At 47.2% G+C, this 24,990-nt stretch carries 26 protein-coding genes and 2 riboswitches; of the genes, 14 read left to right on the top strand and 12 right to left on the bottom strand.

The annotated features are described in order from the left end of the window. Positions 1-4: 4 nt before the first annotated feature. The 4 genes from FZD51_RS22315 to FZD51_RS22300 all read left to right on the top strand — a co-directional run bounded on the left by FZD51_RS22315 (position 5) and on the right by FZD51_RS22300 (position 3,712). Positions 5-739, top strand: a complete 735-nt coding sequence (locus tag FZD51_RS22315) for a ThuA domain-containing protein (protein WP_148976771.1) — start codon at positions 5-7, stop codon at positions 737-739. Positions 740-741: 2 nt separating this feature from the next. Further along, positions 742-1,770, top strand: coding sequence for a Gfo/Idh/MocA family protein (locus tag FZD51_RS22310; protein ID WP_148976770.1), 1,029 nt, complete (start codon positions 742-744; stop codon positions 1,768-1,770). Between the two features lie 11 nt (positions 1,771-1,781). Further along, positions 1,782-2,822 carry a Gfo/Idh/MocA family protein gene (locus FZD51_RS22305; RefSeq protein WP_148976769.1) on the top strand — a complete coding sequence of 347 codons (1,041 nt, stop codon included), beginning with the start codon at positions 1,782-1,784 and terminating at the stop codon, positions 2,820-2,822. A 464-nt stretch (positions 2,823-3,286) separates the two neighbouring features. Beyond that, on the top strand, positions 3,287-3,712 hold the full coding sequence (locus FZD51_RS22300) for a hypothetical protein (protein WP_148976767.1): 426 nt from the start codon (positions 3,287-3,289) through the stop codon (positions 3,710-3,712). A 259-nt stretch (positions 3,713-3,971) separates the two neighbouring features. Here the strand turns inward: FZD51_RS22300 and FZD51_RS22295 are convergent, their stop codons facing one another. Continuing rightward, on the bottom strand, positions 3,972-4,637 hold the full coding sequence (locus FZD51_RS22295; protein WP_148976765.1) for a B3/B4 domain-containing protein: 666 nt from the start codon (positions 4,635-4,637) through the stop codon (positions 3,972-3,974). A gap of 115 nt (positions 4,638-4,752) precedes the next feature. Between FZD51_RS22295 and queG the strand changes: the two genes are divergently transcribed. The 8 genes from queG to yhbH all read left to right on the top strand — a co-directional run bounded on the left by queG (position 4,753) and on the right by yhbH (position 13,997). Next, the gene (gene queG, locus FZD51_RS22290; RefSeq protein ID WP_148976763.1) at positions 4,753-5,883 is read left to right on the top strand and encodes a tRNA epoxyqueuosine(34) reductase QueG; all 1,131 of its coding nucleotides are present in this window, start codon (positions 4,753-4,755) and stop codon (positions 5,881-5,883) included. Between the two features lie 113 nt (positions 5,884-5,996). Continuing rightward, the gene (locus FZD51_RS22285; protein WP_148976761.1) at positions 5,997-6,878 is read left to right on the top strand and encodes an amidase domain-containing protein; all 882 of its coding nucleotides are present in this window, start codon (positions 5,997-5,999) and stop codon (positions 6,876-6,878) included. Positions 6,879-6,986: 108 nt separating this feature from the next. Continuing rightward, positions 6,987-7,460 carry a tRNA (uridine(34)/cytosine(34)/5-carboxymethylaminomethyluridine(34)-2'-O)-methyltransferase TrmL gene (trmL, locus tag FZD51_RS22280; protein ID WP_148976759.1) on the top strand — a complete coding sequence of 158 codons (474 nt, stop codon included), beginning with the start codon at positions 6,987-6,989 and terminating at the stop codon, positions 7,458-7,460. Between the two features lie 135 nt (positions 7,461-7,595). After that, a complete protein-coding gene (nfsA, locus tag FZD51_RS22275; protein ID WP_148976758.1) occupies positions 7,596-8,345 on the top strand; it encodes an oxygen-insensitive NADPH nitroreductase in 750 nt (249 codons plus the stop codon). A gap of 880 nt (positions 8,346-9,225) precedes the next feature. Continuing rightward, entirely contained in the window at positions 9,226-11,121 is a 1,896-nt protein-coding gene (locus FZD51_RS22270; RefSeq protein WP_148976756.1) for a PrkA family serine protein kinase, read from the top strand. 107 nt (positions 11,122-11,228) lie between these two features. Further along, positions 11,229-11,402, top strand: a complete 174-nt coding sequence (locus FZD51_RS26330) for a hypothetical protein (protein WP_009795008.1) — start codon at positions 11,229-11,231, stop codon at positions 11,400-11,402. A 114-nt stretch (positions 11,403-11,516) separates the two neighbouring features. After that, positions 11,517-12,644, top strand: a complete 1,128-nt coding sequence (locus FZD51_RS22265; protein WP_148976755.1) for a polysaccharide deacetylase family protein — start codon at positions 11,517-11,519, stop codon at positions 12,642-12,644. A gap of 183 nt (positions 12,645-12,827) precedes the next feature. Continuing rightward, positions 12,828-13,997 (top strand): sporulation protein YhbH, encoded by a 1,170-nt coding sequence (gene yhbH / locus FZD51_RS22260; RefSeq protein ID WP_009795010.1) that lies wholly within the window; start codon positions 12,828-12,830, stop codon positions 13,995-13,997. Between the two features lie 96 nt (positions 13,998-14,093). Here the strand turns inward: yhbH and FZD51_RS26325 are convergent, their stop codons facing one another. From FZD51_RS26325 to FZD51_RS22215, 10 genes are all read right to left on the bottom strand, one after another. Then, positions 14,094-14,231, bottom strand: a complete 138-nt coding sequence (locus tag FZD51_RS26325; protein WP_187445865.1) for a hypothetical protein — start codon at positions 14,229-14,231, stop codon at positions 14,094-14,096. 157 nt (positions 14,232-14,388) lie between these two features. Beyond that, positions 14,389-14,601: a hypothetical protein gene (locus tag FZD51_RS22255; RefSeq protein WP_148976754.1), complete on the bottom strand. Its 213-nt coding sequence runs from the start codon at positions 14,599-14,601 to the stop codon at positions 14,389-14,391. A gap of 79 nt (positions 14,602-14,680) precedes the next feature. Beyond that, a riboswitch (cyclic di-GMP riboswitch) is annotated at positions 14,681-14,768 on the bottom strand. A gap of 141 nt (positions 14,769-14,909) precedes the next feature. Further along, positions 14,910-16,334 (bottom strand): TerD family protein, encoded by a 1,425-nt coding sequence (locus FZD51_RS26765; RefSeq protein ID WP_148976753.1) that lies wholly within the window; start codon positions 16,332-16,334, stop codon positions 14,910-14,912. Between the two features lie 223 nt (positions 16,335-16,557). Next, positions 16,558-16,773 carry a hypothetical protein gene (locus FZD51_RS22245; protein WP_148976752.1) on the bottom strand — a complete coding sequence of 72 codons (216 nt, stop codon included), beginning with the start codon at positions 16,771-16,773 and terminating at the stop codon, positions 16,558-16,560. Positions 16,774-17,135: 362 nt separating this feature from the next. Beyond that, a complete protein-coding gene (locus FZD51_RS22240; protein ID WP_148976751.1) occupies positions 17,136-17,966 on the bottom strand; it encodes an aldo/keto reductase in 831 nt (276 codons plus the stop codon). An 80-nt stretch (positions 17,967-18,046) separates the two neighbouring features. Then, positions 18,047-18,715, bottom strand: coding sequence for a P-II family nitrogen regulator (locus FZD51_RS22235; protein WP_148976750.1), 669 nt, complete (start codon positions 18,713-18,715; stop codon positions 18,047-18,049). Beyond that, the gene (locus tag FZD51_RS22230) at positions 18,716-19,441 is read right to left on the bottom strand and encodes a DUF1538 domain-containing protein (protein WP_148976749.1); all 726 of its coding nucleotides are present in this window, start codon (positions 19,439-19,441) and stop codon (positions 18,716-18,718) included. Beyond that, on the bottom strand, positions 19,438-20,130 hold the full coding sequence (locus tag FZD51_RS22225) for a DUF1538 domain-containing protein (protein WP_148976748.1): 693 nt from the start codon (positions 20,128-20,130) through the stop codon (positions 19,438-19,440). Before FZD51_RS22225 ends, FZD51_RS22230 begins: the two co-directional genes overlap by 4 nt. Before the next feature lie 157 nt (positions 20,131-20,287). Beyond that, positions 20,288-20,935 carry a spore coat protein gene (locus FZD51_RS22220; protein WP_148976747.1) on the bottom strand — a complete coding sequence of 216 codons (648 nt, stop codon included), beginning with the start codon at positions 20,933-20,935 and terminating at the stop codon, positions 20,288-20,290. 131 nt (positions 20,936-21,066) lie between these two features. Beyond that, on the bottom strand, positions 21,067-21,672 hold the full coding sequence (locus FZD51_RS22215) for a DNA-3-methyladenine glycosylase (RefSeq protein WP_148976746.1): 606 nt from the start codon (positions 21,670-21,672) through the stop codon (positions 21,067-21,069). A 163-nt stretch (positions 21,673-21,835) separates the two neighbouring features. On the opposite strand from FZD51_RS22215, the gene proC reads away from it, so the two are divergent. After that, a complete protein-coding gene (gene proC, locus FZD51_RS22210; protein ID WP_148976745.1) occupies positions 21,836-22,654 on the top strand; it encodes a pyrroline-5-carboxylate reductase in 819 nt (272 codons plus the stop codon). Between the two features lie 2 nt (positions 22,655-22,656). Then, the gene (locus FZD51_RS22205) at positions 22,657-23,169 is read left to right on the top strand and encodes a GNAT family N-acetyltransferase (protein WP_148976744.1); all 513 of its coding nucleotides are present in this window, start codon (positions 22,657-22,659) and stop codon (positions 23,167-23,169) included. A 9-nt stretch (positions 23,170-23,178) separates the two neighbouring features. On the opposite strand, the gene FZD51_RS22200 is transcribed toward FZD51_RS22205, so the two are convergent. Further along, on the bottom strand, positions 23,179-24,441 hold the full coding sequence (locus FZD51_RS22200; protein ID WP_148976743.1) for an ATP-binding protein: 1,263 nt from the start codon (positions 24,439-24,441) through the stop codon (positions 23,179-23,181). Positions 24,442-24,854: 413 nt separating this feature from the next. Beyond that, a riboswitch (cyclic di-GMP riboswitch) is annotated at positions 24,855-24,938 on the top strand. Positions 24,939-24,990 lie beyond the last annotated feature (52 nt).

Here is a 24,990-nt window from a genome sequence, read left to right as displayed (position 1 = left end):
AACAATGGCAAAAGTAACAGTATGGAATGAAAATCAGCATGAGCAGAAAAACGCGGAAGTGAGGGCCGTATATCCGGATGGGATACATGGAGCGATTGCCTCCTTTTTGGAAGGTGAGTCTTTTGAAGTAAGGACAGCGACGCTTGATGACGATGAATGCGGATTAACCCGGGATGTTCTGGAAGATACAGATGTACTGATCTGGTGGGGGCATATCGCCCATGATGAGGTCCCGGATGAAATTGTTGACAGGGTGAAACAGCGGGTGCTGGACGGCATGGGGCTGATCGTCCTTCATTCAGGCCATTTTTCAAAAATATTTAAATCATTGATGGGAACTTCCTGTGATTTGAAATGGCGGGAAGCAGACGAAAAGGAACGGATCTGGATCGTGGATCCGAGCCATCCGATTGCGGAAGGGCTGGGGGAGTATATCGAATTGGAGCGGGAGGAAATGTACGGTGAGCATTTTGATATCCCTGCGCCGGACCAGCTCGTGATGGTCAGCTGGTTCGAGGGAGGAGAAGTGTTCCGGAGCGGCTGCACCTATCAGCGCGGGAAAGGAAAAGTATTTTATTTCCGGCCTGGACATGAAACCTATCCGACATATTTTAACCAAGATGTTCAAAAGGTCATCATCAATGCTGTCAGGTGGGCAAAAGGATCCCGGCAGCCTGAGGTGAAGTATGGGAATGCCAAGCCGCTGGAGCATATAAAAGGGAAGAACGGGGAGGGGTAAGGATGGAACAGATTAAAATTGGGGTCATCGGGTGCGGCAGCATCGCCAAGCACAGGCATCTGCCGGAATATCACCTGAACGGCAGGGCTGAAATCATGGCTGTCTGTGATATTGTGGAGGAAAGGGCGATGGATATGGCTGCCCTGTATCATGCTGAAGCATATACCAGCTATGAGGATCTGCTGGCAAATCCGGAAATCGATGCAGTGAGCGTGTGCACACCGAATTATCTGCATGCACCCATCTCCATAGCCGCCCTGAAGGCCGGGAAGCATGTTCTTTGTGAAAAGCCGATGGCTGTGTCGGTGGAGGAAGCGGAGAGCATGATAGAAGCGGCAAGGAAATATGGGAAAAAGCTTATGATCGGCCATAATCAGCGGTTTGTGCCTTCCCATCAGAAAGCCCGTGCGTTTATAGCGAGCGGGGAAGCGGGCAAGGTATACAGCTTTAGGACCGCTTTTGGGCATGGCGGACCGGAAGGATGGAGTGCGGATGGGAAGGACAGCTGGTTTTTCCGGAAAAGCGAGGCATTTATTGGTGCAATGGGAGACCTCGGGGTACATAAAACCGACCTGATCCGCTATTTGCTTGGAGAGGAGATCACACAGGCAGGCGCTTTTGTGGAAGGGAGCTCCAAGGAAAACAGCGATGTGGATGATACGGCTGTCTGTATTTTAAAAACAGAAAGCGGTGTGATTGGAACTCTGGCAGCAAGCTGGTCCTATGTATCAAAAGAAGATAATTCGACCATCATCTATGCTGAGAATGCGATCCTCAGGCTTGAGGACGACCCAGAGCATTCCCTCGTCATCCAATACAAGAACGGAGAAACACTGAAATATGAGCTTGGCGGCATTCAGACGAATGAAGAAGGAAAGCAGACGCAGTCCCATGTTATCAGTACATTCATTGACTGTGTTGCCGAAGACAAGGAGCCTCCTGTGAGCGGGGAAGAGGGACTGAAATCCTTAAGGGTTGTCCTTGCTGCGCTGGAGTCGGGCCAGTCCGGGAAAATAGTGAGATTGCCTTAAGGGGGGATTGTATGGAAAAGCTGCGTGTTGGAATTATCGGGGCAGGGGGGATTGCGCAGAGCCGCCATATCCCCGCACTGCTGACATTATCAGAGCTGGCCTCTGTTGAAGCAATCTGTGACATTCATGAAGAGACTGCCAGGCTTACTGCAGAGAAATTCGGGGTGCCTCACGCCTTTGGTGATTATCAGGATATGCTGGAAATTGTGGATGCTGTAGTGATTTGCACGCCGAACCGGTATCATGCTGAAATTTCTGTGGCAGCATTGAAAGCCGGAAAGCATGTTCTTTGTGAAAAGCCGATGGCGATGACTGCCGAAGAATGCGAAGAAATGATTAAAGCCTCTAAGGAATCAGGCAAACAGCTGGCGATTGCCTATCATTATCGGTTTATGAAAGAAGCAAGGGCTGCTAAAAAGGTCATAGAGGAAAACGAAATCGGCCAGCCGATCGTTGCCCGGGCAAAGGCACTGAGAAGAAGGAAGGTTCCGGGCTGGGGCGTTTTTACCAATAAAGAGCTGCAGGGAGGAGGCGCCATGATTGACTATGGCTGCCATTTCCTTGATCTTGCACTATGGCTGCTCGGCAGCCCGGAACCTGTTGAGGTAACGGGAACAGCTTACAATCAACTCAGCAGGATGGAAAATCAGGTGAATCTGTGGGGAGATTATGACCATACATCCATCGAAGTCGAGGACCATGTGACTGCCTATATCCGCTTTGGAAATGGCGCCTCCCTCCTGTTCGAGACTTCCTGGATGGTCAATATCAAAAATGATGAAGAAAGCCTTGGCATTTCCGGGCTTACCGGAGGGATTGATATATTTCCATTCCAGCTGAACCAGCTGAAGAATGGGATGCTCCTGAATAGTGAGGCTGAGTGGCTGCCCGGGGAGGAGGATCCCGGCATACCGCAGGCAAGGAATTTTCTCAATAGCTGTCTGGGAAAAGAAGAGCTTATTGTTAAGCCGGAAGAGGCCCTGCGCGTATCGAAGATCATTGATGCCATATACAGGAGCAGTGAATTGGGCAAAAGCATTGTCCTGGAATAAGGGGATGCGGCATTATAATCTGGACTTGACTGCCAGCTGATGGATGCCAAATGAGAAAAAAGCAGATGCATGTTAATGTGAGTAGTTCAGTTTTTGTGGAGAAACTTCGCAAATGGTATATGAATTAGCATAACTTTTAGCACAGTAAATAACAGAACCGTTTGTATTGTTATATCAGCATTTTATAAGAATATAACAACAAAATATGATAAGAAATAGCACCCATAATAACAGTGTGACAATGGCTATTGTCATTGTGCGAATAAGGGTGCTATTTTATTTGTGAATGGGTAAGTGATTGTCATTCTGTTGCGAGACAAATCAAGGATTTATTGCATTAGGCGGTAAAATAAATTTAAACATTATGAAAATTAGTTCCTCAAATAACGGTCAGAAAAGTTGAAGAAGAATTCAATATTATTTCGGTTTGAATTTATGTATGATTTTGGAGAGGGGTGAACGAAATGAGAAAAATTTTTAGTGTATGTTTACTGTTGTTCTTAGTTGCCTGTCAAACTGTTCAAATACATGATAGCTCCCACATCACAGAAGAAGAGGTAGTAAAAGCATTACAAGATAATGGTATTAATCTAGCGGAAGCGAAATTTCCACGAAGTGTCTACGGTTCGAAACTGGGAAATGCGGAGCCTCGAACGTATGAAATAGGCGGAAAATCGATTTTTATCTTCGAATTCAAAACAGAAAATGACCTTGAGAAGGGCAAAAAGGAATTTTCTAAAAAAACTGCAACAATGGATTTGGTATCTGCTAGTAGTTTCGAAAAGAGAAATATCCTGATTTTTTATGTGCATGGACAGGATTTAAATTCAGATAATGTGCCATTTGAAAAAGAAATACAGGCGGTATTAGACGGTATTGTTGAAGGATAAAATGCTAATATAGAACTTCTGTTGACGGAGAGATTGTATAACATGGTTGGCCAATCTTGTGCTAACGGGTGCTTTAAATTGAATAAGAACAACACATTCAATAACAAAAAGCTTGAGATATCCCAAGCCTTTTGTTGTGTTAATTGTATTGTTAATTCAATTGCTATTTAAGTTGCGAAAACGTAGTTTTTTAGGGTAGTGATTTTAAGTTTTCTCCACATTATCTGAACTACTTAATGTTAATGCCTCTGCTTTTTTCTCATCCAACAATACAGAATTCCCCTTCTCCTCCATGAACCTGCAAAAACATCCCCATAAGGGATTCCGCCAATCTGGCACAGCTGTCTTTTTCAAGAGACGGCCTGAAATAGATGATCTGCACAGCTTCAGTTGTTTCTTCTGTAACAGGCGCACGATTGGAGTCGACAAACGGGCTGCCGAATGGGCCGTTATGATCTTCGGTGATAATCAGGTTCTCAAGTGAATTCGGCCTGCCGTTCAAGCCTGTATATTCTTCTCCTTCATGTCCCAGACGAAAATGGACATCTCCATCCAGCTTGCTTTTATCATAGATGCCGATTGGAGACTGATATTCCAGCGAGAAAAAATTATTCAGATCTGCGGCACTGTTCACGGTGGAAAGGTAATTCTGCTTCCTGATCCTCCGGAATAGGGCCTCTGCTGAATGGCGGTAGCGGTTCGGATCTTTTCCCGCCTGCTTGAACACCTGCCTCCATTCTCTGATTCCTTCGAATTCTGTCACATTCTTATTCTCGAGCTCAAAGAAAATCGACTCCTGGAACAGCTGCAGCCGCCCTTTCAGCATCTGCGGGGAATCTCCTACCACAATATTTTCATACTCAATGATGCCGGCTTTAAAACCGGGCACCTTCTGCATTAAATCAGGCGCTATACTGATTTCCAAACCTTTCACCTCCAAAAATCCTTTAAAATAGTTTATCATAGAAAGGATGCGAATAAATATCTTGGCGATTTGCCTTTTTATATACTAAACATGGGAATGAAAGGAGCGGGAGGATATGAACTACTCAGAGCTTAAACAGGATATCATCGATTACAGCAAAACGATCGGCATTGATAAAATCGGATTCGCCTCTGCCAGCACTTTCGGGGAGATGAAGGGCAGGCTCATCAGACAGCAGGAACTTGATTACCAATCAGGCTTTGAAGAGCCTGATATTGATAAAAGGACAGAACCGGCCCTATTGCTTGATGAGCCGATGTCCATCATCTCCATTGCCCTTGCTTACCCTTCAAAGATGAAGACCCGGGTTGTCAGCAAAAGGGGCGAGCGTCGCGGAATTTTCTGCCGGGCCTCCTGGGGGACGGACTATCATACTGTTTTGCGGGACCGGCTCGGGAAGCTTGAGGCGTATATCAACGAAAGGCTGCCTGAAGCAAAGCTCAAATCGATGGTCGATACAGGCGAGCTTGTGGACCGGGCGGTCGCTGAAAGGGCCGGTATTGGCTGGAGCGGCAAAAATTGTTCCATCATCACGCCAGAATTCGGCTCTTACGTGTATTTGGGAGAAATGATCACAAATCTTCCGCTCGAGCCGGATGAACCAATCGAAGACGGGTGCGGTTCGTGCAATCTGTGCGTCGATGTCTGCCCGACAGGCGCGCTTGTCGGCGGCGGCCAGCTGGATTCCAAGCGCTGCATCGCCTTCCTGACACAGACAAAGGGCTTTCTTGAGAAAGAATTCAGGGTGAAAATCGGCAACAGGCTTTATGGCTGTGATACATGCCAGACAGTCTGCCCGAAAAATAAGGGCATGGATTTTCATTTTCATGAAGAAATGGAGCCGGATCCTGAAATTGCCAAACCGCTGTTAAAGCCTCTGCTTCACATGAGCAACAGGGAGTTTAAGGAGAAGTTCGGCCATGTATCCGGGTCATGGAGAGGCAAGAAGCCGATCCAGCGGAATGCCATCATCGCCCTTGCCCATTATAAGGACGAGACAGCTGTATATGACCTGATCCAAGTAATGAAATCAGATCCAAGGCCGGTTATCAGAGGGACAGCAGCCTGGGCACTCGGAAAGATCGGCGGGCTGGAGGCAAGGGAAGCTGTCGAGTCTGCCCTTGAAAAGGAGACGGACGAAGATGTGCTCAGGGAAATGGAAAACAGTTTGTATATGTTCAATTAAAGAGAGGGGAGCCTCTCTTTTTTTATGGACATTTATCAGAAACCTTCAGCAGCCATTTTAGAAATGATTCGGCATTTTCTTTCATATGAATGAATGATGGGAGGAATGCATATATGAAAAAACAGCTTCAGGAGCTGCTGGAGCAGAGGGTTCAGCAGTGTGTGTCCCATTCCCGCAATGACTTTCGCACATGCCCGAAAATTGAAAGGAAAAAGGATATTCTCTCAAGAAGATCCGGGGAAATTGTTAAAGCGAAAGCTTCAGGGAAGATTATTGAAAAAGCAGGACAGGATGCAGATGAACTAAGCACAGTCCATTATCATGTCCACTTTCAATATTTGATAAAGGATAAGGACGGATTGTATCTGGAAGAGGAAGTCGAGCAGCGTGAGGCTGAATTTTATAAAGGGGTGCTGGTCGGCGATGGTGAAAAGAATCCGTTCCTTCATTTGGAAGAGCCGGCAGCACTTCCGGCGGAGCCTGCTGCTGATGGGGAAAGGGCGGGATTCAGATATGACCGCCTGAAGGCTGTCCAGTATGCGGAAAGATGGTGGAATGACTATAATCCTGCCTATAAGAAGTTCGAGGTTGACTGCACAAATTATATTTCGCAGTGCCTCCATGCGGGTGAAGCGCCCATGAGGGGCTATCCGAACCGTTCAAAGGGCTGGTGGATGAGGAGCGATAATTGGAGCTACAGCTGGACGGTCGCCAACTCGCTGCGCTGGTATCTTCCGGGCTCCCGGACAGGGCTGAAGGGAAAGGAGGTAGGCAGTGCAGAGCTGTTGCAGCCGGGCGATGTGATCTGCTATGACTTCCAGGGGGATGGCCGTTTTGACCATACGACAATCGTGACAGCCAAGCAAAGCGACGGGACACCGCTTGTCAACGCCCATACCTTTAACAGCAGGATGCGCAACTGGGCATATGAAGATTCAACCGCCTATACACCAAATATTAAATACAAGTTCATCAGCATCGATGATGAATCATGACCCGGTTGTATGAGAGATAAAGAGTGGTATAATAGCTGGTAGAGTTTTTTTTGAGTATTGGGGATAAATTACTCCGCAGATAAAGTTTCACTTGATGAGGTGATGGACGTGGCAATACATGTAGTACTATACCAGCCGGAAATCCCGGCCAATACGGGCAATATCGCCCGTACCTGTGCAGCGACAGATACAACCCTGCACCTGATCAGGCCCCTTGGATTTTCCACTGATGACAAAATGCTCAAACGGGCAGGCCTTGATTATTGGCAGCATGTAACAATCCTTTATTATGATTCATTGGATGAGTTTTATGAAAAAAATGCCGGCGGCGAATTCTTCTACTTAACCAAATTCGGGAAGAAGCCGTATACAAGCTTTGAATACAGCGACAAGGAAAAAGACTATTATTTCATTTTCGGCAAAGAAACGACAGGCCTTCCGGCAGAGGTCAAGGAAAATAACAAGGACCGCGCCCTCCGCATTCCGATGACTGGCAATGTGCGGTCATTGAATCTGTCCAACACCGCTGCCATTCTTATTTACGAAGCATTGAGGCAGCAGGATTACCGGCATTTAACATAAAGGATCGAGGCCATGTCCAAGGGGATATGGCCTTCTTTTTTTGCAGCTTAAGATGGGAAGGCGCCGAGCTGTCTTTTATGATATTGTACCGGGATTAGGTTAAAATGAAGATATTCATTAGAGGAGGTACATACCATGAACGTAACGGTAGAAACAATACTGGCCCACCGGTCAATCAGAAAATTTGAGGAAAGGGAGCTTTCGAGGGAACAGGTGGAAACGATTGTATCCTGTGCCCAGGCAGCTTCCAGCTCAAGCTTCATCCAGGCGTACACCATCATCGGCATAACAGATCCGGAGAAGAAACAGAAGCTGTCTGAGGTCGCTGGAAATCAGTCTTATGTAGCGCATAACGGACACTTCTTCGTTTTCTGTGCGGACCTGAACCGCCATCATGTCCTCTCTGAAATGGAAGGGAAGGATTTAAGCGAGTCCCTTGAAAGTACGGAAAAATTCATGGTTGCGCTGATTGACGCTGCACTGGCGGCCCAGAATGCAACAGTCGCCGCAGAGTCAATGGGCCTTGGCGTCTGCTATATCGGCGGCATCCGCAATCAGCTTGAGGAAGCTGCCAAGGTGCTGGGTACACCGGAAAGGGTCATCCCCCTCTTTGGCCTGAGCGTAGGGTATCCGGCCCAGGATCCCGACAAAAAGCCAAGGCTTCCTTTAGAGCATGTCTATCACGAAAATGGCTACCAGCAGGATCAGGAAAAATATAAACAGCAGCTCGAGGATTATAATCAAACGGTGTCAGCTTATTATGCCGAACGCACGCAAAACATGAGAAATGACACCTGGACCGGCCAGATGGCAGCTATGCTCGAAAAGCCAGTAAGGATGTATATGAAGGACTTTGTGAATAAGAATAAACTCGATTTGAAGTGATTGCAGGGAGTGGCTGCAGGATTGGCTTATGGGATACATGAGTTGTGCTCGGGAAGGGCAGTCATGTATTCGGGGAGCGTTCCGGGATACATGAGTTGTGCTCGGGAAGGGCAGTCATGTATTCGGGGAGCGTTCCGGGATACATGAGCTGTGCTCGGGAAGGGCAGTCATGTATTCGGGGAGCGTTCCGGGATACATGAGCTGTGCTTGGGAAGGGCAGTCGTGTATTCGGGGAGCGTTCCGGGATACATGAGCTGTGCTCGGGAAGGGCAGTCGTGTATTCGGGGAGCGTTCCGGGATACATGAGTTGTGCCTGGGAAGGGCAGTCATGTATCGAAAGAGGCCAAATCGATACATGACCCAGCACTAAAAAGGCAAGTCATGCATAGAAAGAGCCCTCATCAATGCATGACACACACCCAGAAAAGAAATGCCTCGCCCAAAATATGGCCGCACTCCACCAGGCACATCTAGTTCTGCTGACAATCAAAAAAAGGACCGGAATCCCAAGATTCCGGTCCTTTTTTTTTACTTATTCATACCTGGTTTGTCGTTGTAGCCGGCAGTGAAGATGGCTGACAGGAACGCGATAGTTACGCCGATGATCAAAATCAAGCCCATGATGTTTGCCTCCTTTTTATGTAGGAATTCCCTTTTGCATACCTATGTAATCTTATTATAGCCCAATTCCGGCATGGTGTGAATGAAAAACTGTGGATATTTTATGGAGAATATCCGGGGAAATGCGGCACGGCTGGCAGTTTGAGGGACCCTGAGGGCGAGGGGAATTCTGCTTTTCTTCCGGGTTATAGAATGTTTAATTGCCCAAGCGCATAGATTATATTAATCGTCTCTGATAATGCGACAGGGGGAGGTCCTTATGGATATTTTAAAAAAAATCGAGATGTACAGACACGAAGAGGAAAAGCTCAAATGGGAAGGGACATTCAGGGAGTATTTAGACATTGTCAAAGAGAAGCCATGGGTAGCCCAGTCAGCACATTCCAGGGTATACAGTATGATCAAGGATGCCGGTGTCGAAGACGATAAAGGGAAAAAGCGGTATAAATTTTTCAGCAATCAGCTGTTCGGGCTGGAGGAATCGCTCGAGCGGCTTGTGGAAGAGTATTTCCATCCTTCTGCAAAAAGGCTTGATGTCAGGAAAAGGATCCTGCTTCTGATGGGTCCTGTGAGCGGAGGGAAATCCACGCTTGTCACGATGCTGAAACGCGGGCTTGAAGCGTATTCCCTGTCCGATAGAGGTGCAGTATTTGCAATCAAAGGCTGTCCGATGCATGAAGACCCGCTCCATCTGATTCCGCATCATCTGCGCAAGGACTTCTTCGATGAGTATGGAATCAGGATTGAAGGGAATCTGTCTCCGCTGAATATGATGCGGCTTGAGCAGGAATATGGGGGAAGGATTGAAGACGTTGTGGTTGAGAGGATCTTTTTCTCAGAGGACAAACGGACAGGTATCGGGACATTCAGCCCGTCTGACCCGAAATCCCAGGATATTGCCGATCTTACCGGCAGCATAGATTTCTCCACAATCGCCGAATATGGTTCAGAATCTGATCCGAGGGCCTACAGGTTCGACGGGGAGCTGAATAAGGCGAACAGGGGGATGATGGAGTTCCAGGAGATGCTGAAATGCGATGAAAAATTCCTCTGGCATCTGCTCTCCCTCACACAAGAAGGCAATTTCAAGGCAGGGCGGTTTGCGCTGATTTCTGCGGATGAGCTGATTGTGGCGCATACGAATGAAACAGAGTACCGTTCCTTCATTTCCAATAAGAAAAATGAGGCGCTCCATTCCCGGATCATTGTCATGCCTGTCCCTTATAACCTGAAGGTGACGGAAGAAGAAAAAATCTATGAAAAAATGATCAGTGAAAGCGATGTTTCTGATGTCCATATTGCACCGCACACTCTCAAAGTGGCAGCGATGTTTACGACCTTGACGAGGCTGAAGGAGCCTAAAAAGGGTGATATTGACCTGGTGAAGAAGATGAGGCTCTATGACGGAGAAAGCGTGGAAGGCTACAACCGCGCAGACGTGGAGGAGCTTCAAAAGGAATATCCTGATGAAGGAATGAGCGGAATTGATCCGCGCTATGTCATCAACCGGATCTCATCCACAATCATCCGGAAAGAGATTACTTCAATCAATGCACTCGATGTTCTGAGATCCCTGAAAGAAGGGCTTGATCAGCACCCGTCGATCACAGCTGAGCTGAAGGAACGCTATTTGAACTTCATTTCACTGGCCCGCAAAGAGTATGATGATATTGCCAAGAAGGAAGTCCAGAAAGCATTTGTCTACTCATATGAAGAATCCGCCAAAACACTCATGGACAATTATCTGGACAATGTGGAGGCATATTGCAATAAAGCCAAGCTCCGCGATCCTCTGACAGGAGAGGAAATCAATCCGGATGAGAAGCTGATGAGGTCGATTGAAGAGCAGATCGGCATCTCGGAGAATGCGAAAAAGGCATTCAGGGAGGAAATCCTGATCCGCATTTCTGCCTATGCAAGGAAAGGCAAGAGATTTGACTACAATTCCCATGACCGTCTCCGCGAAGCGATCCAGAAGAAGCTGTTTGCAGACCTGAAGGATGTTGTGAAGATTACTACTTCTTCCAAGACTCCGGATGAACAGCAGCTGAAGAAGGTGAATGAAGTTGTAGCAAGGCTCATTGATGAACACGGCTATAATTCTACTTCTGCAAATGAACTGCTGCGGTATGTTGGAAGTTTGCTGAACAGATAAATGAAAAGGCTGGCAGGGTTTGCCGGCCTTTTTGGCTGTTTTCTCCCAGCCAAGAGTTAGTTTCAATTCGGGCGGACAGGGGAAAAGGGTGTATAGAGGTGATTGAGATGAAAAAAAAGGAACTGGACAAGGACTTTGTGCCAAGAAACAGCTCCATGGCTGAAAATGTAGAAGAGATGCATAATCTGGGAAAGCAGATGGAGCATCTCAGGACTGGGGAAGAGCTTGAAGAGGACGGAAAGCAGCCTGATCCCATCCAGTATAAAGATAACGAAAAGTGACTCCTGCGCTGAAGCTGCAGGAGTTTTTTTGACCGCATTTTTCCGGGGTTCTATTTCAACCTGACACTTAATAGATATAGCAATAAAAAGCTATTAGTCAGGGGAGAAGCAGGGATGAGAAAATGGGTGGCTGCTATTTTAATAGCGATTGTGCTGTTTGTACTGCAGGAAGGACAGGCTTCTGCCGCACAAAGGAATGAGTATATATGTGCTGTCGGCGTGAATGACTCTGTTTTGAATTTGAAGCAGAACCCTCCGTTAGTGCTGGAGCATACAGCCTATATGCCTATTAAAGATTTGGCAGCAGCCATTGGAGCCAGCATCTCTATAGAAAATCCTGACAGCTATACGATCAAAAAGGGGAAATCATGGATCCGGTATTCTGTAAAACAACAGCAGGCTTTAACGTCTGCGGGAAAAACGGCCGAATGGAAAGCGATGATCCGGGAAAGCACCCTATTCGTACCAATCCGGTCAGCCGGCGAGTTTTTTGGCTATAAAGTTGAATATCTATCAGCTGGCCCTGCAGTCCGTCTGCTGAACAAAGGAGCGAAAATGGCAAACGAACAATTCATCAGCGCCAATAGAGCGGCTATAAAAGATTTTTATGTGAAAAAAAAGGCTGTGTACTTAACCTTTGATGACGGTCCTGCAAAAGGGATGGAATCTATCCTGGATATTTTGAAGAATAAGAAAGCAAAGGCGACATTCTTTATGATTGAACCGCAGGCAAGGGCCAACCCGGCTTCCGTTAAGCGGCTGGTGAAGGAAGGGCATTATCCGGCCCTGCACAGTGTGACCCATGATAAAAACAAGCTTTATGCCGGAAACCCGCAGAATCCGGCCCTGGAAATGGATAAGACCAGGAAAACGATATTGAGCCTGACCGGCATCGACTCCAGGCTGGCGAGGGTGCCTTATGGGAGCAAGCCTTATATGACAGGGCCGTTCAGGGATGCTCTTGTGCAGAAGGGATACAAAATGTGGGATTGGAATATTGATACCCTGGACTGGAAATATGCAAGAACCAGTCCGCAGACCATCTTTGATAATATGAAAAAGGGGCTTCAGCCGGCGGCTGCAGGCGGGAAGCCCCCGGTCATCCTGATGCATGTGAACAGCGGTACGGTTTCCATGCTGCCGCAGATCATCGATTACCTGTACTCACAGGGCTATGAATGCCTGGCTTATAATCCCGATAACCACTTTACAATGAATTTCTGGAAAGATGACAGGCTCTAAAAAGGCTTGTCCGACAGCATAGGCATTTGTCTTATTGTCAAAATTATTTGTAAATTATTTCGATGTCTCGCATAGTATAGAGTAATTAATATTTCACGTTCCTTTTGACACTCGGGATATTGTATGTTGCTTAAGGCAAATGTGTGCAATGAATCCATGAATTTTTTTCAAGGAGGGGTTATAATGACCGACATCAACAACCGCCAGTTTGTGATTTCCGAAGAAGATTGGTCCCTCCATCGCAAAGGCCACGATGATCAGCAGCGCCACCAGGAAAAGGTACAGGATGCGATCCGGAACAATCTCCCAGATCTGATAACAGAAGAGAGCATCATTATGTCCAATGGCCGTGAAGTCGTGAAAATTCCGATTCGCTCTCTTGACGAATATAAAATTCGTTATAACTATGATAAAAACAAACATGTAGGCCAGGGAGACGGAGACAGCCAGGTAGGCGATGTGGTCGCCAGAGACGGCTCCAGCGGCCAGAAAGGCCCCGGGAAAGGCCAGGGTGCCGGCGACCAGCCGGGCGAAGATTATTTTGAGGCTGAAGTGTCCATGATGGAGCTTGAGGAAGCACTGTTCAAGCAGCTGGAGCTGCCGAACCTGAAAAGGAAGGAACAGGAAGAGCATCTGGTTGAGAATATTGAATTCAATGATATCCGCAAAACAGGATTAATGGGCAATATTGATAAAAAGCGGACAATGATGACCGCATTTAAACGGAATGCGATGACAGGCAAGCCGGCATTCTATCCGATCTATCAGGAGGATCTGAAGTTCAAGACATGGAATGAAATCGTAAAGCCTGATTCTAAGGCAGTCGTGCTCGCAATGATGGATACGAGCGGATCGATGGGATTATGGGAGAAATATATGGCGAGGAGCTTTTTCTTTTGGATGACCCGGTTTTTGCGGACAAAGTATGAGACGGTGGAGATTGAATTCATCGCTCACCATACAGAAGCGAAGGTCGTATCAGAGGAAGATTTCTTTTCAAAAGGGGAAAGCGGGGGAACCATTTGTTCATCAGCCTACCGCAAAGCTCTGGAGCTGATCAATGAAAAATACAATCCAAGAAGATTCAATATCTATCCTTTCCACTTTTCTGACGGAGACAATCTTACCTCTGACAATGCCCGCTGTGTGAAGCTTGTTGAAGAGCTGATTGCGGTATCGAGCATGTTCGGGTACGGTGAAGTCAATCAGTACAACCGCCACTCGACCCTCATGTCCGCTTATAAGAATATAAAAAATGAACACTTCCGATACTATATCCTCAAGCAAAAAGCAGATGTTTTCCATGCGATGAAGAGCTTCTTCCAAAACGAAGAAAATAAAATTTATGCCTAAAACAGAACCGGCGGGCAAGTTGCCTGCCGGTTTTTCTGTGCGCCTGCACAAAAAAAGCCGTTTAATGAAAAGCGGCTTTCGTTGCATGGTTCCTGTTTATTTCTCCAGCGGGATTGCGATGATCTTTCCGCCGATCTGGACGTGGACTGTGTCATTAAATACGGCTTTTACAATTCCTTTTAAGGAGATCGATGAATTTAATGCCAATTTGGATTGTGCTGAATTTTCCGCCATGAAGATTCCCCTTTGCTTCGTATTTGAAGAGTAGCACCTAAATAAAGTAAATGAGTTAGTTACTTTCTTTTTGCCACTTTTTTGCAACTCCTAAACCTGATTTGGCGCATTATGCAGGAAATAAAGCCGGGGGTAGGGGGAGAGAAAAAGCAGTCGCTCATGAATAGCAGACTGCTTTTTCTTCCTTCAGCACTGAGCTTTTGCAGACCGGGCAATCAATATCATCGATCTGCCTAAATTGGATTTTTTTGAAATCTTTTTTAATGAATGTGGTAAAGCCTTTGTACTTATAGCCGCATTCACAGAAATTCGAGTCTTTGACCAGATGCCTCTGATTAGTCTCTTTGCATAAAAATGTCGGGTAAAACATAGATCTCCCTCTCTTTAATAAATGGATTAGGCAAATTAGAAAGGGTGTATGATTTATAAAAGTTTACAAGAATGATATTCTTGGCGGCCCGGCTGCCATGACAAATAATTTGTTTTAGGCCCGTGGCTTTGCGTCTTTTACTTTCGTAAAATTTGCCCTTAGTAAGATTAGCATTAAATCAGGGGAAAAATAAAGAGTTTGTTTATTGTTAATTTTCTTACTTCGATCACTCTCCGTTGTAGAGCGGATAGATTCCCTATGGGGAATAGCAGAAAAGAGCAGCCTGGCCGGCTGGCCAGGCTGTGAGGTTAAGATAGGAACTCTGCAGGATTGAGCCCGAGCTCCCGGCAGATATCACTGACTGCCTGCTGCTCATTCGGATCAAAATGTCCGTCTGCAAAGCCGATTGCGATACAATAGCGGGCCACCAGCCTGGCGATTTCCGGTTTCGTCCGTATCCTGCCAAGTGCTCTGAATGCCTCTGCCCTGCCGATCGAAGGATCGCGTTCAATCTTCTGGACGTACAGGTTGAACTGCTGGATGACTTTCTGCGTATCAAATACCCGAAGCTCATCACTCTGATTGACGAATTCAAGCATTTTCTGGCGTTCTGCCGGATCCAGCCTTCCATCAGCCATAGCTACAAGTGCACATGCTGCTACGATGGCCTCAAGGACGTCCTGGCTCTTGAACCGGTTAAAGAGGTCCTGGGCTTTTCTTTTTTGCTGATTGGCCCATTCGGCGTAATCGGTCTGTGATGGAGACCAGGCATTGCCGCAGCTGTTGCAGGTAAACTTCAGCTGTTTTTTCCCAATGAAGCCGCCCAATAATCCGACAGGCCCGAGGATCAGGCCGCCAATTGCCGCTTTACCGAGGCCAAAGCCCTTTTCGCCGGTGCGTACATTAGTGGACTGGCAGCGCGGGCAAGCAATCTCTTCTCCCCCATATCCCTGTGAAGAAGAGTAGGCAGGCTGTCCATAGGAAGCTTGCGGCTGTGTCTGCTGATAGCTTCCTGAGCTATAGTTCTGCTGGGAGCTGCCTGTGCTATAGCCCTGCTGGTAATTTGGGGCTGCAGGTGCCTGCTGTGAATAGCTCTGCTGGTAAGTCTGGTTCTGCCCGTAAGGCTGATTGCCATGGGAAGTCTGGGGAGCCGGTTCATCATCCACCGTCACGCCGAAATTGCGGCAGAGGGCAGCCAGGCCGCCCTGAAAGCCGCTGGCGATGGCATTGAATTTCCATTCGCCATTATGCCTGTAAAGCTCTGCTGCGACGATGGCCGTTTCCACGGTAAAATCCCTGCCAAGGCTGAAGCGGATAAGCTCTTCATTATTTTGTTCATTGAAAATCCGTACATAAGCATTTTCAATATGGCCGAAGTTCTGCTGTTTTGCCTGAGCATCGTGTATGGTAATCGTAAAGGCAATCCGGTGGATCGAGTCCGGCACCCTGCGCAGATCAATTCTGATTTGTTCATCATCGTGATTGCCTGCGCCTGTGCGGTTATCGCCGCTGTACAGGATGGAGCCATTCCCGCCGTTGGGATTATTATAGAATACGAAATCGAGGTCACTATGTACTTTTCCTGATGCGCCTAATAAGAAAGCAGATGCGTCCAAATCATAGTTGGACCCCTGCCGGCTGATATCCCAGCCTAATCCAACAACAACATTTTGAAGCCCGGGGCGGTTCTTGGTCAGATCGACCTTCTGCCCTTTGCTGAGCGTCACTCCCATACTTTCACTCCTTCTTTTCCAGGACCGGCGTAAGCCGTCTCTTGATAGAATCATATATTCCCAATATAACACAGTTCTTAAAGCGGTTTACAGCTTTGGCTGTGCGGAAATGCCTCTTTTTATAATACGGGCCATGGAAGGAAAAGTTTCAGGGGAGGAGGTTCGTTCAATGAAAAAAAGCAGCTTCCCTGATTGGGAGAGCTGCCTATGATTGGGCTATTTATTATCTGTCGACATAAGCCGGGCCTGAATGGTCCTGGCGGGTATTCCCTTGGTCAGAGTTCAAAAAAGGAAGCTTCGATTTGACTTTGCTGATATTGTCTTCACCGACTGTTGATTTTACCTTATTCATAACCTTATCCCGAGATTCCTTGTTCCTGAACATATACGCAAGTGCACCCAGTGCTACTACCCCGGTCAGGGAGTTTCTTTTGCTCATGGATTAGTCCTCCTTAGGTTTGATATTATTCCTTTCCCTTTGCAGGGGGAGATAAACAGTTATATTTTGCTAACTGGGTGAGCGAAGTTAAAGTTGCGATTATATCGAAAAGGGATTTGTATTAACTGGGTTAGAATGAAAAAAAGTTTGATAAGCCTGTTGATTGGAGTGGAAGGCACGTAGACTCCTGTGGGATTGCAGCGGCAGAGCTGAGACCCCGCAGCGCGTAAGCGTGAGGAGGCTCAGCGCCGCCCCGCGGAAAGCGAAGTGCCTGGAACGGAAATCAACAGCCAACATTCAGAGGGCTATTAAGACAAAAAGGGATACAGAATGAACCCATTCCATACCCCTTTTGCATATTGTTAGAAATTGAAGTTATCAGGATCGGCACCGACGCGTTCGTTTTTGTTGAGGGCATCGATTTTTTCCATGTCTTCTGAGGAAAGTTCGAAGTCAAAGATATCTGCATTTTCGATGATGCGGTGTTCTTTGACTGATTTCGGGATGGTGATGACCTCATTTTGCAGGTCCCAGCGCAGGATGATCTGGGCAGGGGACTTTTTGTGCTTTTCGGCAATCTCTGTAATAACAGGCTCATCCAGGAGCTGTCCCTGCTTAAGAGGAGACCAGGCTTCAAGCTGGATTCCTTTTTGTTTGCAGAATTCGCGGAGCTCAAGCTGTGCCAGATGCGGATGGTATTCAACCTGGTTGACCATCGGCACGATTTCCGCTGTTTCAAGCAGATCCTCCAGATGGTGTACATGGAAGTTGCTGACCCCGATTGCACGGACTCTGCCATCTTTATAAAGCTTTTCTAGGGCTCTCCAAGTGTCTTTATACTTGCCTTTGACAGGCCAGTGGATCAGGTACAGATCGACATACTCCAAGCCAAGCTTTGAAAGGCTTTCGTCGAATGCAGCCAATGCAGAGTCATAGCCCTGCTCAGAGTTCCAGACCTTTGTCGTGATGAATAGATCTTCGCGCGGGGCACCTGATTCTTTTATGGCCTGTCCCACGCCTTCTTCGTTGCCATAAATGGCTGCTGTGTCAATGCTCTTATAGCCGTTCTTGATGGCTGCTTTGACTGAATCAATGACTTCGGATCCTTCCTGGACCTTGAAGACGCCAAGTCCGAACCAGGGCATTTCCACTCCGTTATGCAGTTTTGTAGTGTCCTGCAAGCTTTTTGGCATATTGTTACCTCCCGGAAATTTGATTGCCTTTTTATTTTCTCACAAATGGGGATATTTACTATATTCATATGCTCAGAAATTTAATGATTGATGCCTGCTACCTGATCGACATCCAGGATAAAGGAAATCCCATTGCCAGGAACATTCAGCTCGACAGCATCGCAGATTGCCTGGAATACTTCCTGTGTCATGCCCTTGTGGATGATGGTCAGCACAATCTCTTTTTCAGGTTCGATCAGCATATTGAATAAAGTGGCTTTTTCATTGATGCCGATCCCCCTGCCGGAAATGATGGTTGCCCCGTCAGCCCCGGCATCTTTTGAGGCCTTTATAATCTTTTCGGCTTCCGAGCTTTTCACGATGGTCACAATCAAATCGTACTCTTTATCGGCTGGCTTCATGTTGGCCGCTCCTTCCTCTGCTTTTGAATCAGCGGGGCCTTCGGGGGACTGGACGCCGATGAATCCGCTAATATTGATAAGCAACCCAAGCCCTGTACCGGGCCTTTCGAAATGGAGATGGCTGGTGACTTCCGTAATGACGTCTTCAGCAGAGTCTTCCTTGATCAGCATAAGGATGACTTCTTTCTCATGGTTGATCTCCATTCCGAGAAATGAGGTTTTCTCATTTTTTCCGATTCCCCTTGCATAAACAGTTGCCGCAGCAGCAAGCCCTGATCCCCGGGCAAGCCGGACAGCTTTTTTTGCAGTGCCTTTTTTTACGATGGCGATGAAAAGCTTGTAGATCATTTAAGAAGCACCTTCCTTCCTCTTGAACAGGAGCCCCAGGATCAGGACAGCCAGGATCGGTATGAGGGCGACCAGGGCGATCAGGCCGAAGCCGTCTGTCAGAGGATCACGCCCCTCAGTTACAGCGGCAGCACCGACGGCCATTGACAGGATAAAAGTAACGGTCATCGGCCCTGTTGCGACACCGCCCGAATCGAAGGCGATGCTTACAAAGCTGCTGTTGGAAAAATAAATCAGGATCAGCGCGAGTGCATATCCCGGCGCAAGATAGTACCAGAGAGAGAATCCATGATGGATGCGGAGCATGGCAAGGGCGATGGCCAGACCGACTCCCCCTGAAAGGGTGATGAGCATGATTTTTTCTGAGATGTATCCCGATGTTACTTTTTCAACCTGTTTGTTCAATATTTTTACAGCTGGTTCTGCCAATGTAGTGACAAATCCGAGCACAAATCCGATTGGAATGATGATCCAGGAATATGGAAGATTGCCCAGCTTCTTTCCCATTTCCTCCCCGATTGGCATAAAGCCGAGATGAACCCCGTGAAGGAAGAATGCCAGTCCGGCAAAAGCAGACACAAAACCGGCAAGGATCTGGATGACCTTCTGTTTCTTTAATTTCAGGAAAAAAATCTGAAATATGATGAAGCAAAGAAGAAGGGGAGCAAGGGCCAAAGCAACCTCTGTCAGAGTGCTGCCAAAACCATGAAATAGCTTGTCCATCATTTAAAGATCCCTCCCAGCAGCAGAACGGCCAGGATCGGCCCGATGCTGGCAAGTCCGACAAGGCCAAAAGAATCGCCCGAGGATTGTTTGTTCCGGAAAACCTGGGCCACGCCTACTCCGAGTGCCAAGATGAAGGGTACGGCGAGCGGCCCTGTCGTTACTCCTCCTGCATCAAATGAAATCGGGACAAATGACGAAGGGGAGAAGAAGCTGATAATAAAGACGATGGCATAGCCGGCAATCAAAATGATGGTGACAGGAATTTTGTAAATGGTCCTGATCATGGCAAGGCCGACAAAAAGACCGACTCCTGCAGCCACGGATAATATGAGGGATATGGACGATATCTTCCCTCCGGATACCTGGTCAACCTGTGTGGAAAGTACCCTGACGTCAGGCTCGGCCAGCGTAACGGCAATTCCAAGGATGAATCCTGTGAGGATGATGACCCACGCTTTATTCGACTTCGGCAGGATCTTCCCAATCATTTCGCCTATTGGAAGGAGGCCGATATTAACGCCGATGAGGAAGAACATCAGTCCAAGGATGACAAAGAAAAGGCCAAAGAGGAATGGAAGAAAGTCCTTGAAAGGCAGTTGGATCAGGACAAGCTGCAGAAGGATTACTGCAGCAGAGACGGGAAGGATGGCAAGCAATGTTTCTTTGATGGACTCTTTAATTTCTTTCACATGAAGCGCCGCCTTTATTAACGATTTTTGTTTTTTTATTTCTGCTTTTTTACCCAGATTTACAGTTGCAGTAACAGCCTGCGCAAAAAAAACATTTTCCAATAGAATGCGGGGGCGGATAAAAAAAGCAGGCACCCCATTGGGGCGCCTGCAGCGGTTATTGAAGGGTATTCATATTTGGCTGGTTCATCATTTGCTGTCCGCCTGCCTGGGTATAGCTTCCAAGCAGCTGTTCTGTATCCTGCGGCGCAAGCTGGGGAACCTGGTAATAATGCTTCTGATTCTGGTAGAGGAACAGCTCGTAAGCCATTTCTGCATAATTGGGAACACTGTCAGCAAGCACACGCCTTACTACTGGATTTGTGCACTCCAATGCTGCCATTGACAGCTGGGAGGCTGCACCCTTCATTAGAGCAAGCAGGTAGCCTGAATAGCATTGGTCGCCAATTTCGGAAGCTGACTGTTTTGGTGCAGCAGGCTGGGATGGCTGGAGTCCGTAGATGACGTCATGCGTTTCGCCCATCATATAGGTTGTAGTCGATACAGCCGGCTTTTGGCCGGTAGAGAAGCAGTCAACCATGGTGTTGTATTGGGTGATCATGAACTGCCTCTGGCGGTTTGCGATTTCCTTAAGCTGCGGATCCTGGATTTGCCCGATGAACATAAGGTATTGATCGATTGCCGCTACGGTGCTTGAAAGGACCTCTTTCATATCCAGCATCTCGTGTCCGCCATGATTCATATGTGCCGGGATTTGTTCATTTGTGTTCATTCCTGACTGTCCTTGCTGGTTAAACTGCTGCATCTGACTACCCCCAGTTTGTAATTTTTCCCCTCATGAAGGGCTGTGATGGTGAAGACCATACATAACTATTGTGGGTATCCTGCAGGGCAATCATGCGGGGCAGATGCAGCTAAAAGAGGAATAAACATCCATCATGAGGATTCTATCTGATGGCGGGAAACATATGGGCTGCCTTTTACCCAGAAGCGCCACGGATAGTCTTTTGCTTCTCCGGAATTATCAATTCCAATCCTTTTTCCTTTAGCTATCTCAGCAGGGGTATAGCCTTCAGCAAGAATGAGGGGAGGCTCCGAAAAGAGGCGTCCATAATCCTCCATATTGACGCCAAGGGCTTTCGTAAGCTTCCCTGGCCCGTTGGTCAAATTCTTCAGATTATCCATCTTTCTCCGCTCTTTCATCAGGGAAATTCCTTCTGCCGGTTCTATGGCCCTGATGAGAACAGCCTCCGGTTTGTCCTTTTCTGCGCTGACGACATTTAACAGGCAGTGGGTATGCATAAGGTATGTGTAGGCGAGTCCCGGGCCGGCGTACATGACTTCAGTCCTCTTGGTCCGGCGGTTATTATAGCTATGTGCAGCCCTGTCTTCAGGGCCTTTATAGGCTTCTGTTTCTACAATATATCCAGCGGCTGTACCTTCAGGTGTTTCCTTTATCAATAGACAGCCAAGGAGAGCCTGGGCAAGTTCAATGGTCGGCTGTGTGTAAAATTGGTCCGGAAGCGGGGTTCTATCCATCATGATTCAACGCTCCTTCAGTTAATGCTGGAGAAAGAATTTTCCGCACAGTTAAGCGCGGAGCATTTCCATTTTACCCTCTGACACCCTGATATAACCGGAAGCTGGAATTGAAGCAGGTGAGGAAGTATAATATAGGGAGCAATTTATGCAGGGAAGTGGAAAAATGGAGAAGAAAATCGGTTTTATAGGGTGCGGAAAAATGGCCCAGGCAATCATCGGGGGAATGCTGAATTCAGGGATCGCCCGGCCGGAGGATATAGTCGCAAGTGCTAGGACGGAGAGTACTCTGGCCAATGTGAAAAATACATATGATATTGAAGTGACCCTTGATAATAAGAGAGCAGCTGAACAGGCTGATTTTTTATTTCTGGCGGTAAAGCCTGATGTTCATATGGAAGTGATTGAGGAAATCAGCGGGAGCGTTCCTGAAGATGCTATCATCATCACCATAGCGGCAGGGATCAGCCTTGCCTTTCTGAAGTCTGCTTTCGGCAGGGAAGTAAAAGCGATCCGTTCTATGCCCAATACCCCATCGCTTGTCGGGGAGGGGATGAGCGCCCTGGCTGCCAGCAGGCAGGTGACTGAAAAGGAACGGTTAGAGGCAGCAGAATTATTCAAAAGCTTTGGGAAAGCTGAGTTTATTGAAGAAAAACTGATGGACAGCATTCCCGCCATCAGCGGCTCTTCACCTGCTTATGTCTATATGTTCATTGAGGCTCTTGCAGATGGCGGCGTCCTTCAGGGGCTTCCAAGGGAAACCTCGTACCGGCTGGCAGCCCAGGCAGTGCTTGGCGCAGCCAAAATGGTGCTTGAGACAGGCAAGCATCCGGGAGAATTGAAAGATCAGGTATGCACGCCTGGGGGAGCCACTATTGAAGCAGTAGCTGAGCTGGAAAAACAGGGCTTTCGATCTTCGGTCATTTCGGCCATGCAAAGCTGCACCGACAAATCAAAAAGGCTTGCAAAAAACCAGGAGGAATAGTCATGATTATCAGGACAGAGAAGGAAGCTGATTATAGCAGAGCAGAACATGTCCACTGGCTTGCTTTCAGCCGTGAAAATGAAGCCGGCCTTGTCAGAGCCATCCGAAGCTCGAGTGAGTATATCCCTGAATTATCGCTAACAGCGGAAGATGGAGAGGATATCGTGGGCCATATCATGTTCAGCAGGGCAGTGATTGATACAGGGAAAGGGGAAGTGCCTACCTTGGCGCTTGCCCCGGTTGCTGTCATCCCCCAGCGGCAAAATGAAGGGATAGGATCCCTTCTTATAAGAGAAGGTTTGAAACAGGCGGAACTTCAGGGCTATGCCCATGCCGTTGTATTGGGGCATCCCGATTATTATCCGAGGTTCGGGTTCCAGCCTTCTGCAGTTTTTGGGATTATTCCGCCTTTTCCTGTACCGGAAGAGGTATTTATGGCTATAGAATTTAAGGAAAGCTCCTTGGCTGGAATCAGCGGGACGGTGAAGTACCCGCCATCATTTGATCATGTGTAAGAACAGGTGTTAATCAGGACATTTTTCAGCAGGAAGCAGGATGGTAAAGGAGGTGCCTTTATTCAGCATGCTTTCTGCTTTTATTTTTCCGCCCATTCCCTCAATGATCCGAAAGACAACCATCATTCCAAGCCCCGTCCCTTTTCCTTCTTTTGTTGAAAAATACGGTTCCCCCAGCCTGCTGAGCTGCCCGGAGGTCATTCCCTTGCCTGTATCAGATATCAGGAGCTCCGCTTTGCCGTCCTGCAGCTTTGCCGATATAGAGAGGATCCCTCCGCCAGGCATTGCTTCAATGGCATTTTTAAGCAGGTTGAGCAGGCATTGCTGAACCTTTGCATCTTCTCCTTTTATATATAATTCTTCCTTTGTGTCGCAATGGATTTCAACAGAATGGGCATTTCCGTAGGGTGTGATCAGTTCAACCGCTTTTCTGATTTCTCCTTCTAATGAAAAACATGAATTTGTTTCACAGTGCGGCTTGGCAAATGTAAGATAATCACTGATGATCACTTCTGCTCGGTTCAGCTCCTCGAGAGCAGTGTCTAAATAATAGGAACGCTTTCCTCCGCCTGAATCTTCTTCTTTTAACAACTGGAGAAATCCTTTCGTTACGGTCAGGGGATTTCTCACTTCATGGCTGATGCTGGCAGCCAAATGAGAAACGACTTCCATTTTTTCTGTCTTCATTACCGCCCGGTTCAGCTGCTGGTTCTGTACGATCAGCTCAATAGTGTAGGCTGCCAAAAATGCTCCGACCGTCTGTGTTACGGTATAAATAACAGCGAACCCGATGCACCCCTCCATCCCTGCTGTAGAAAAAGGAAGTAAAAAAGCTGTTATAGAAACGAGAAAAGACAGCAGTGAAATGGTTAATAGCTTCCGATTGGTATGCATAGTCAGAAAAGATGGATGGATCCTGTATACAGTGTAACCGGCAAGCAGCCCTATCAGAATATTATAAGCAGCCCCTACCCCGCCAAGGGGAATCCTGATAAAGATGACAAAAATGAGCAGGGCGAGAATGACTCTGGGACCTCCGTATAATCCTCCCAGCAGGAATGGAATCCACCGCAGGTCAAAAATAAAGCTGCTGTTCATCTTGATTGAACAGATCAGGCAAAGGGAAGCAGTTATGATGCTGATGCCGGCAATAATATACTCGCGGTGGCGCAGAAAAAGCGATTGAAGGCGGCTGGCAAAAAGGAGCTGGAAAGAAAGCATGACGATAAGAATGATCAGCAGGTTGAACAGCAGGTCTTTGATATGCTCCATTGCTTAGTCCTCCAATATTTAGTTGATAAAAAATTTTTTTCAACTTTGATTATTGTCTTGCAGCTGCGCCTGCCCCCATGCGGACGTGGCGGTCTTGGTCTGCGTTCCTTTAATGTGAGCAAGGCGCTTGCATTTTTCTTAGTTATATATTCCTGATTTTACAAATACCTGTCCGAATCGACAATATCATCTTATTGACAAAATACCGCTTTAAGCGACATATTCAGACAGCGGGGGTGATGGGAATAATCTACCATTTTTTCCAGGCGGCATATTGGCGTCTGCATCTTGTTTGTTTTTTCGGTATACTCAAGGCAAATGCATAAAATATATATTGACTTAATATGACAGGAATCATATATTTTAATTGGCTTGCAATTCTCTGTTTCGACAGAAAATGCAAGGGTGTTTTTAAGAATATAGGACACTGTGATGAGCGGTTTTTAATTTGCACTTTAAACCGCTTGGTGTGACTAGTGCAGCCGGCCAATGATCTATGATGGCTGGTTTTTATTTTGGCCGGGGCCTCTGCTTCCTGGCTGATGCTTA

Source organism: Bacillus infantis (genome assembly GCF_008180445.1).
Classification (GTDB): Bacteria; Bacillota; Bacilli; order Bacillales; family Cytobacillaceae; genus Bacillus_AB; species Bacillus_AB infantis_B.
The sequence above is the reverse complement of the archived record's forward strand: the minus strand, read 5'-3'. Positions and strand labels throughout refer to the sequence as shown.

What these genes read in the sequence shown, in the direction of transcription:
- FZD51_RS22315 (WP_148976771.1), top strand. Translation starts at nt 5, where the DNA reads ATGGCAAAAGTAACAGTATGGAATGAAAATCAGCATGAGCAGAAAAAC.
- FZD51_RS22310 (WP_148976770.1), top strand. Translation starts at nt 742, where the DNA reads ATGGAACAGATTAAAATTGGGGTCATCGGGTGCGGCAGCATCGCCAAG.
- FZD51_RS22305 (WP_148976769.1), top strand. Translation starts at nt 1,782, where the DNA reads ATGGAAAAGCTGCGTGTTGGAATTATCGGGGCAGGGGGGATTGCGCAG.
- FZD51_RS22300 (WP_148976767.1), top strand. Translation starts at nt 3,287, where the DNA reads ATGAGAAAAATTTTTAGTGTATGTTTACTGTTGTTCTTAGTTGCCTGT.
- queG (WP_148976763.1), top strand. Translation starts at nt 4,753, where the DNA reads ATGAACTACTCAGAGCTTAAACAGGATATCATCGATTACAGCAAAACG.
- FZD51_RS22285 (WP_148976761.1), top strand. Translation starts at nt 5,997, where the DNA reads ATGAAAAAACAGCTTCAGGAGCTGCTGGAGCAGAGGGTTCAGCAGTGT.
- nfsA (WP_148976758.1), top strand. Translation starts at nt 7,596, where the DNA reads ATGAACGTAACGGTAGAAACAATACTGGCCCACCGGTCAATCAGAAAA.
- FZD51_RS22270 (WP_148976756.1), top strand. Translation starts at nt 9,226, where the DNA reads ATGGATATTTTAAAAAAAATCGAGATGTACAGACACGAAGAGGAAAAG.
- FZD51_RS26330 (WP_009795008.1), top strand. Translation starts at nt 11,229, where the DNA reads ATGAAAAAAAAGGAACTGGACAAGGACTTTGTGCCAAGAAACAGCTCC.
- FZD51_RS22265 (WP_148976755.1), top strand. Translation starts at nt 11,517, where the DNA reads ATGAGAAAATGGGTGGCTGCTATTTTAATAGCGATTGTGCTGTTTGTA.
- yhbH (WP_009795010.1), top strand. Translation starts at nt 12,828, where the DNA reads ATGACCGACATCAACAACCGCCAGTTTGTGATTTCCGAAGAAGATTGG.
- FZD51_RS26325 (WP_187445865.1), bottom strand. Translation starts at nt 14,231, where the DNA reads ATGGCGGAAAATTCAGCACAATCCAAATTGGCATTAAATTCATCGATC.
- FZD51_RS22255 (WP_148976754.1), bottom strand. Translation starts at nt 14,601, where the DNA reads ATGTTTTACCCGACATTTTTATGCAAAGAGACTAATCAGAGGCATCTG.
- FZD51_RS26765 (WP_148976753.1), bottom strand. Translation starts at nt 16,334, where the DNA reads ATGGGAGTGACGCTCAGCAAAGGGCAGAAGGTCGATCTGACCAAGAAC.
- FZD51_RS22245 (WP_148976752.1), bottom strand. Translation starts at nt 16,773, where the DNA reads ATGAGCAAAAGAAACTCCCTGACCGGGGTAGTAGCACTGGGTGCACTT.
- FZD51_RS22240 (WP_148976751.1), bottom strand. Translation starts at nt 17,966, where the DNA reads ATGCCAAAAAGCTTGCAGGACACTACAAAACTGCATAACGGAGTGGAA.
- FZD51_RS22235 (WP_148976750.1), bottom strand. Translation starts at nt 18,715, where the DNA reads ATGATCTACAAGCTTTTCATCGCCATCGTAAAAAAAGGCACTGCAAAA.
- FZD51_RS22230 (WP_148976749.1), bottom strand. Translation starts at nt 19,441, where the DNA reads ATGATGGACAAGCTATTTCATGGTTTTGGCAGCACTCTGACAGAGGTT.
- FZD51_RS22220 (WP_148976747.1), bottom strand. Translation starts at nt 20,935, where the DNA reads ATGCAGCAGTTTAACCAGCAAGGACAGTCAGGAATGAACACAAATGAA.
- FZD51_RS22215 (WP_148976746.1), bottom strand. Translation starts at nt 21,672, where the DNA reads ATGATGGATAGAACCCCGCTTCCGGACCAATTTTACACACAGCCGACC.
- proC (WP_148976745.1), top strand. Translation starts at nt 21,836, where the DNA reads ATGGAGAAGAAAATCGGTTTTATAGGGTGCGGAAAAATGGCCCAGGCA.
- FZD51_RS22205 (WP_148976744.1), top strand. Translation starts at nt 22,657, where the DNA reads ATGATTATCAGGACAGAGAAGGAAGCTGATTATAGCAGAGCAGAACAT.
- FZD51_RS22200 (WP_148976743.1), bottom strand. Translation starts at nt 24,441, where the DNA reads ATGGAGCATATCAAAGACCTGCTGTTCAACCTGCTGATCATTCTTATC.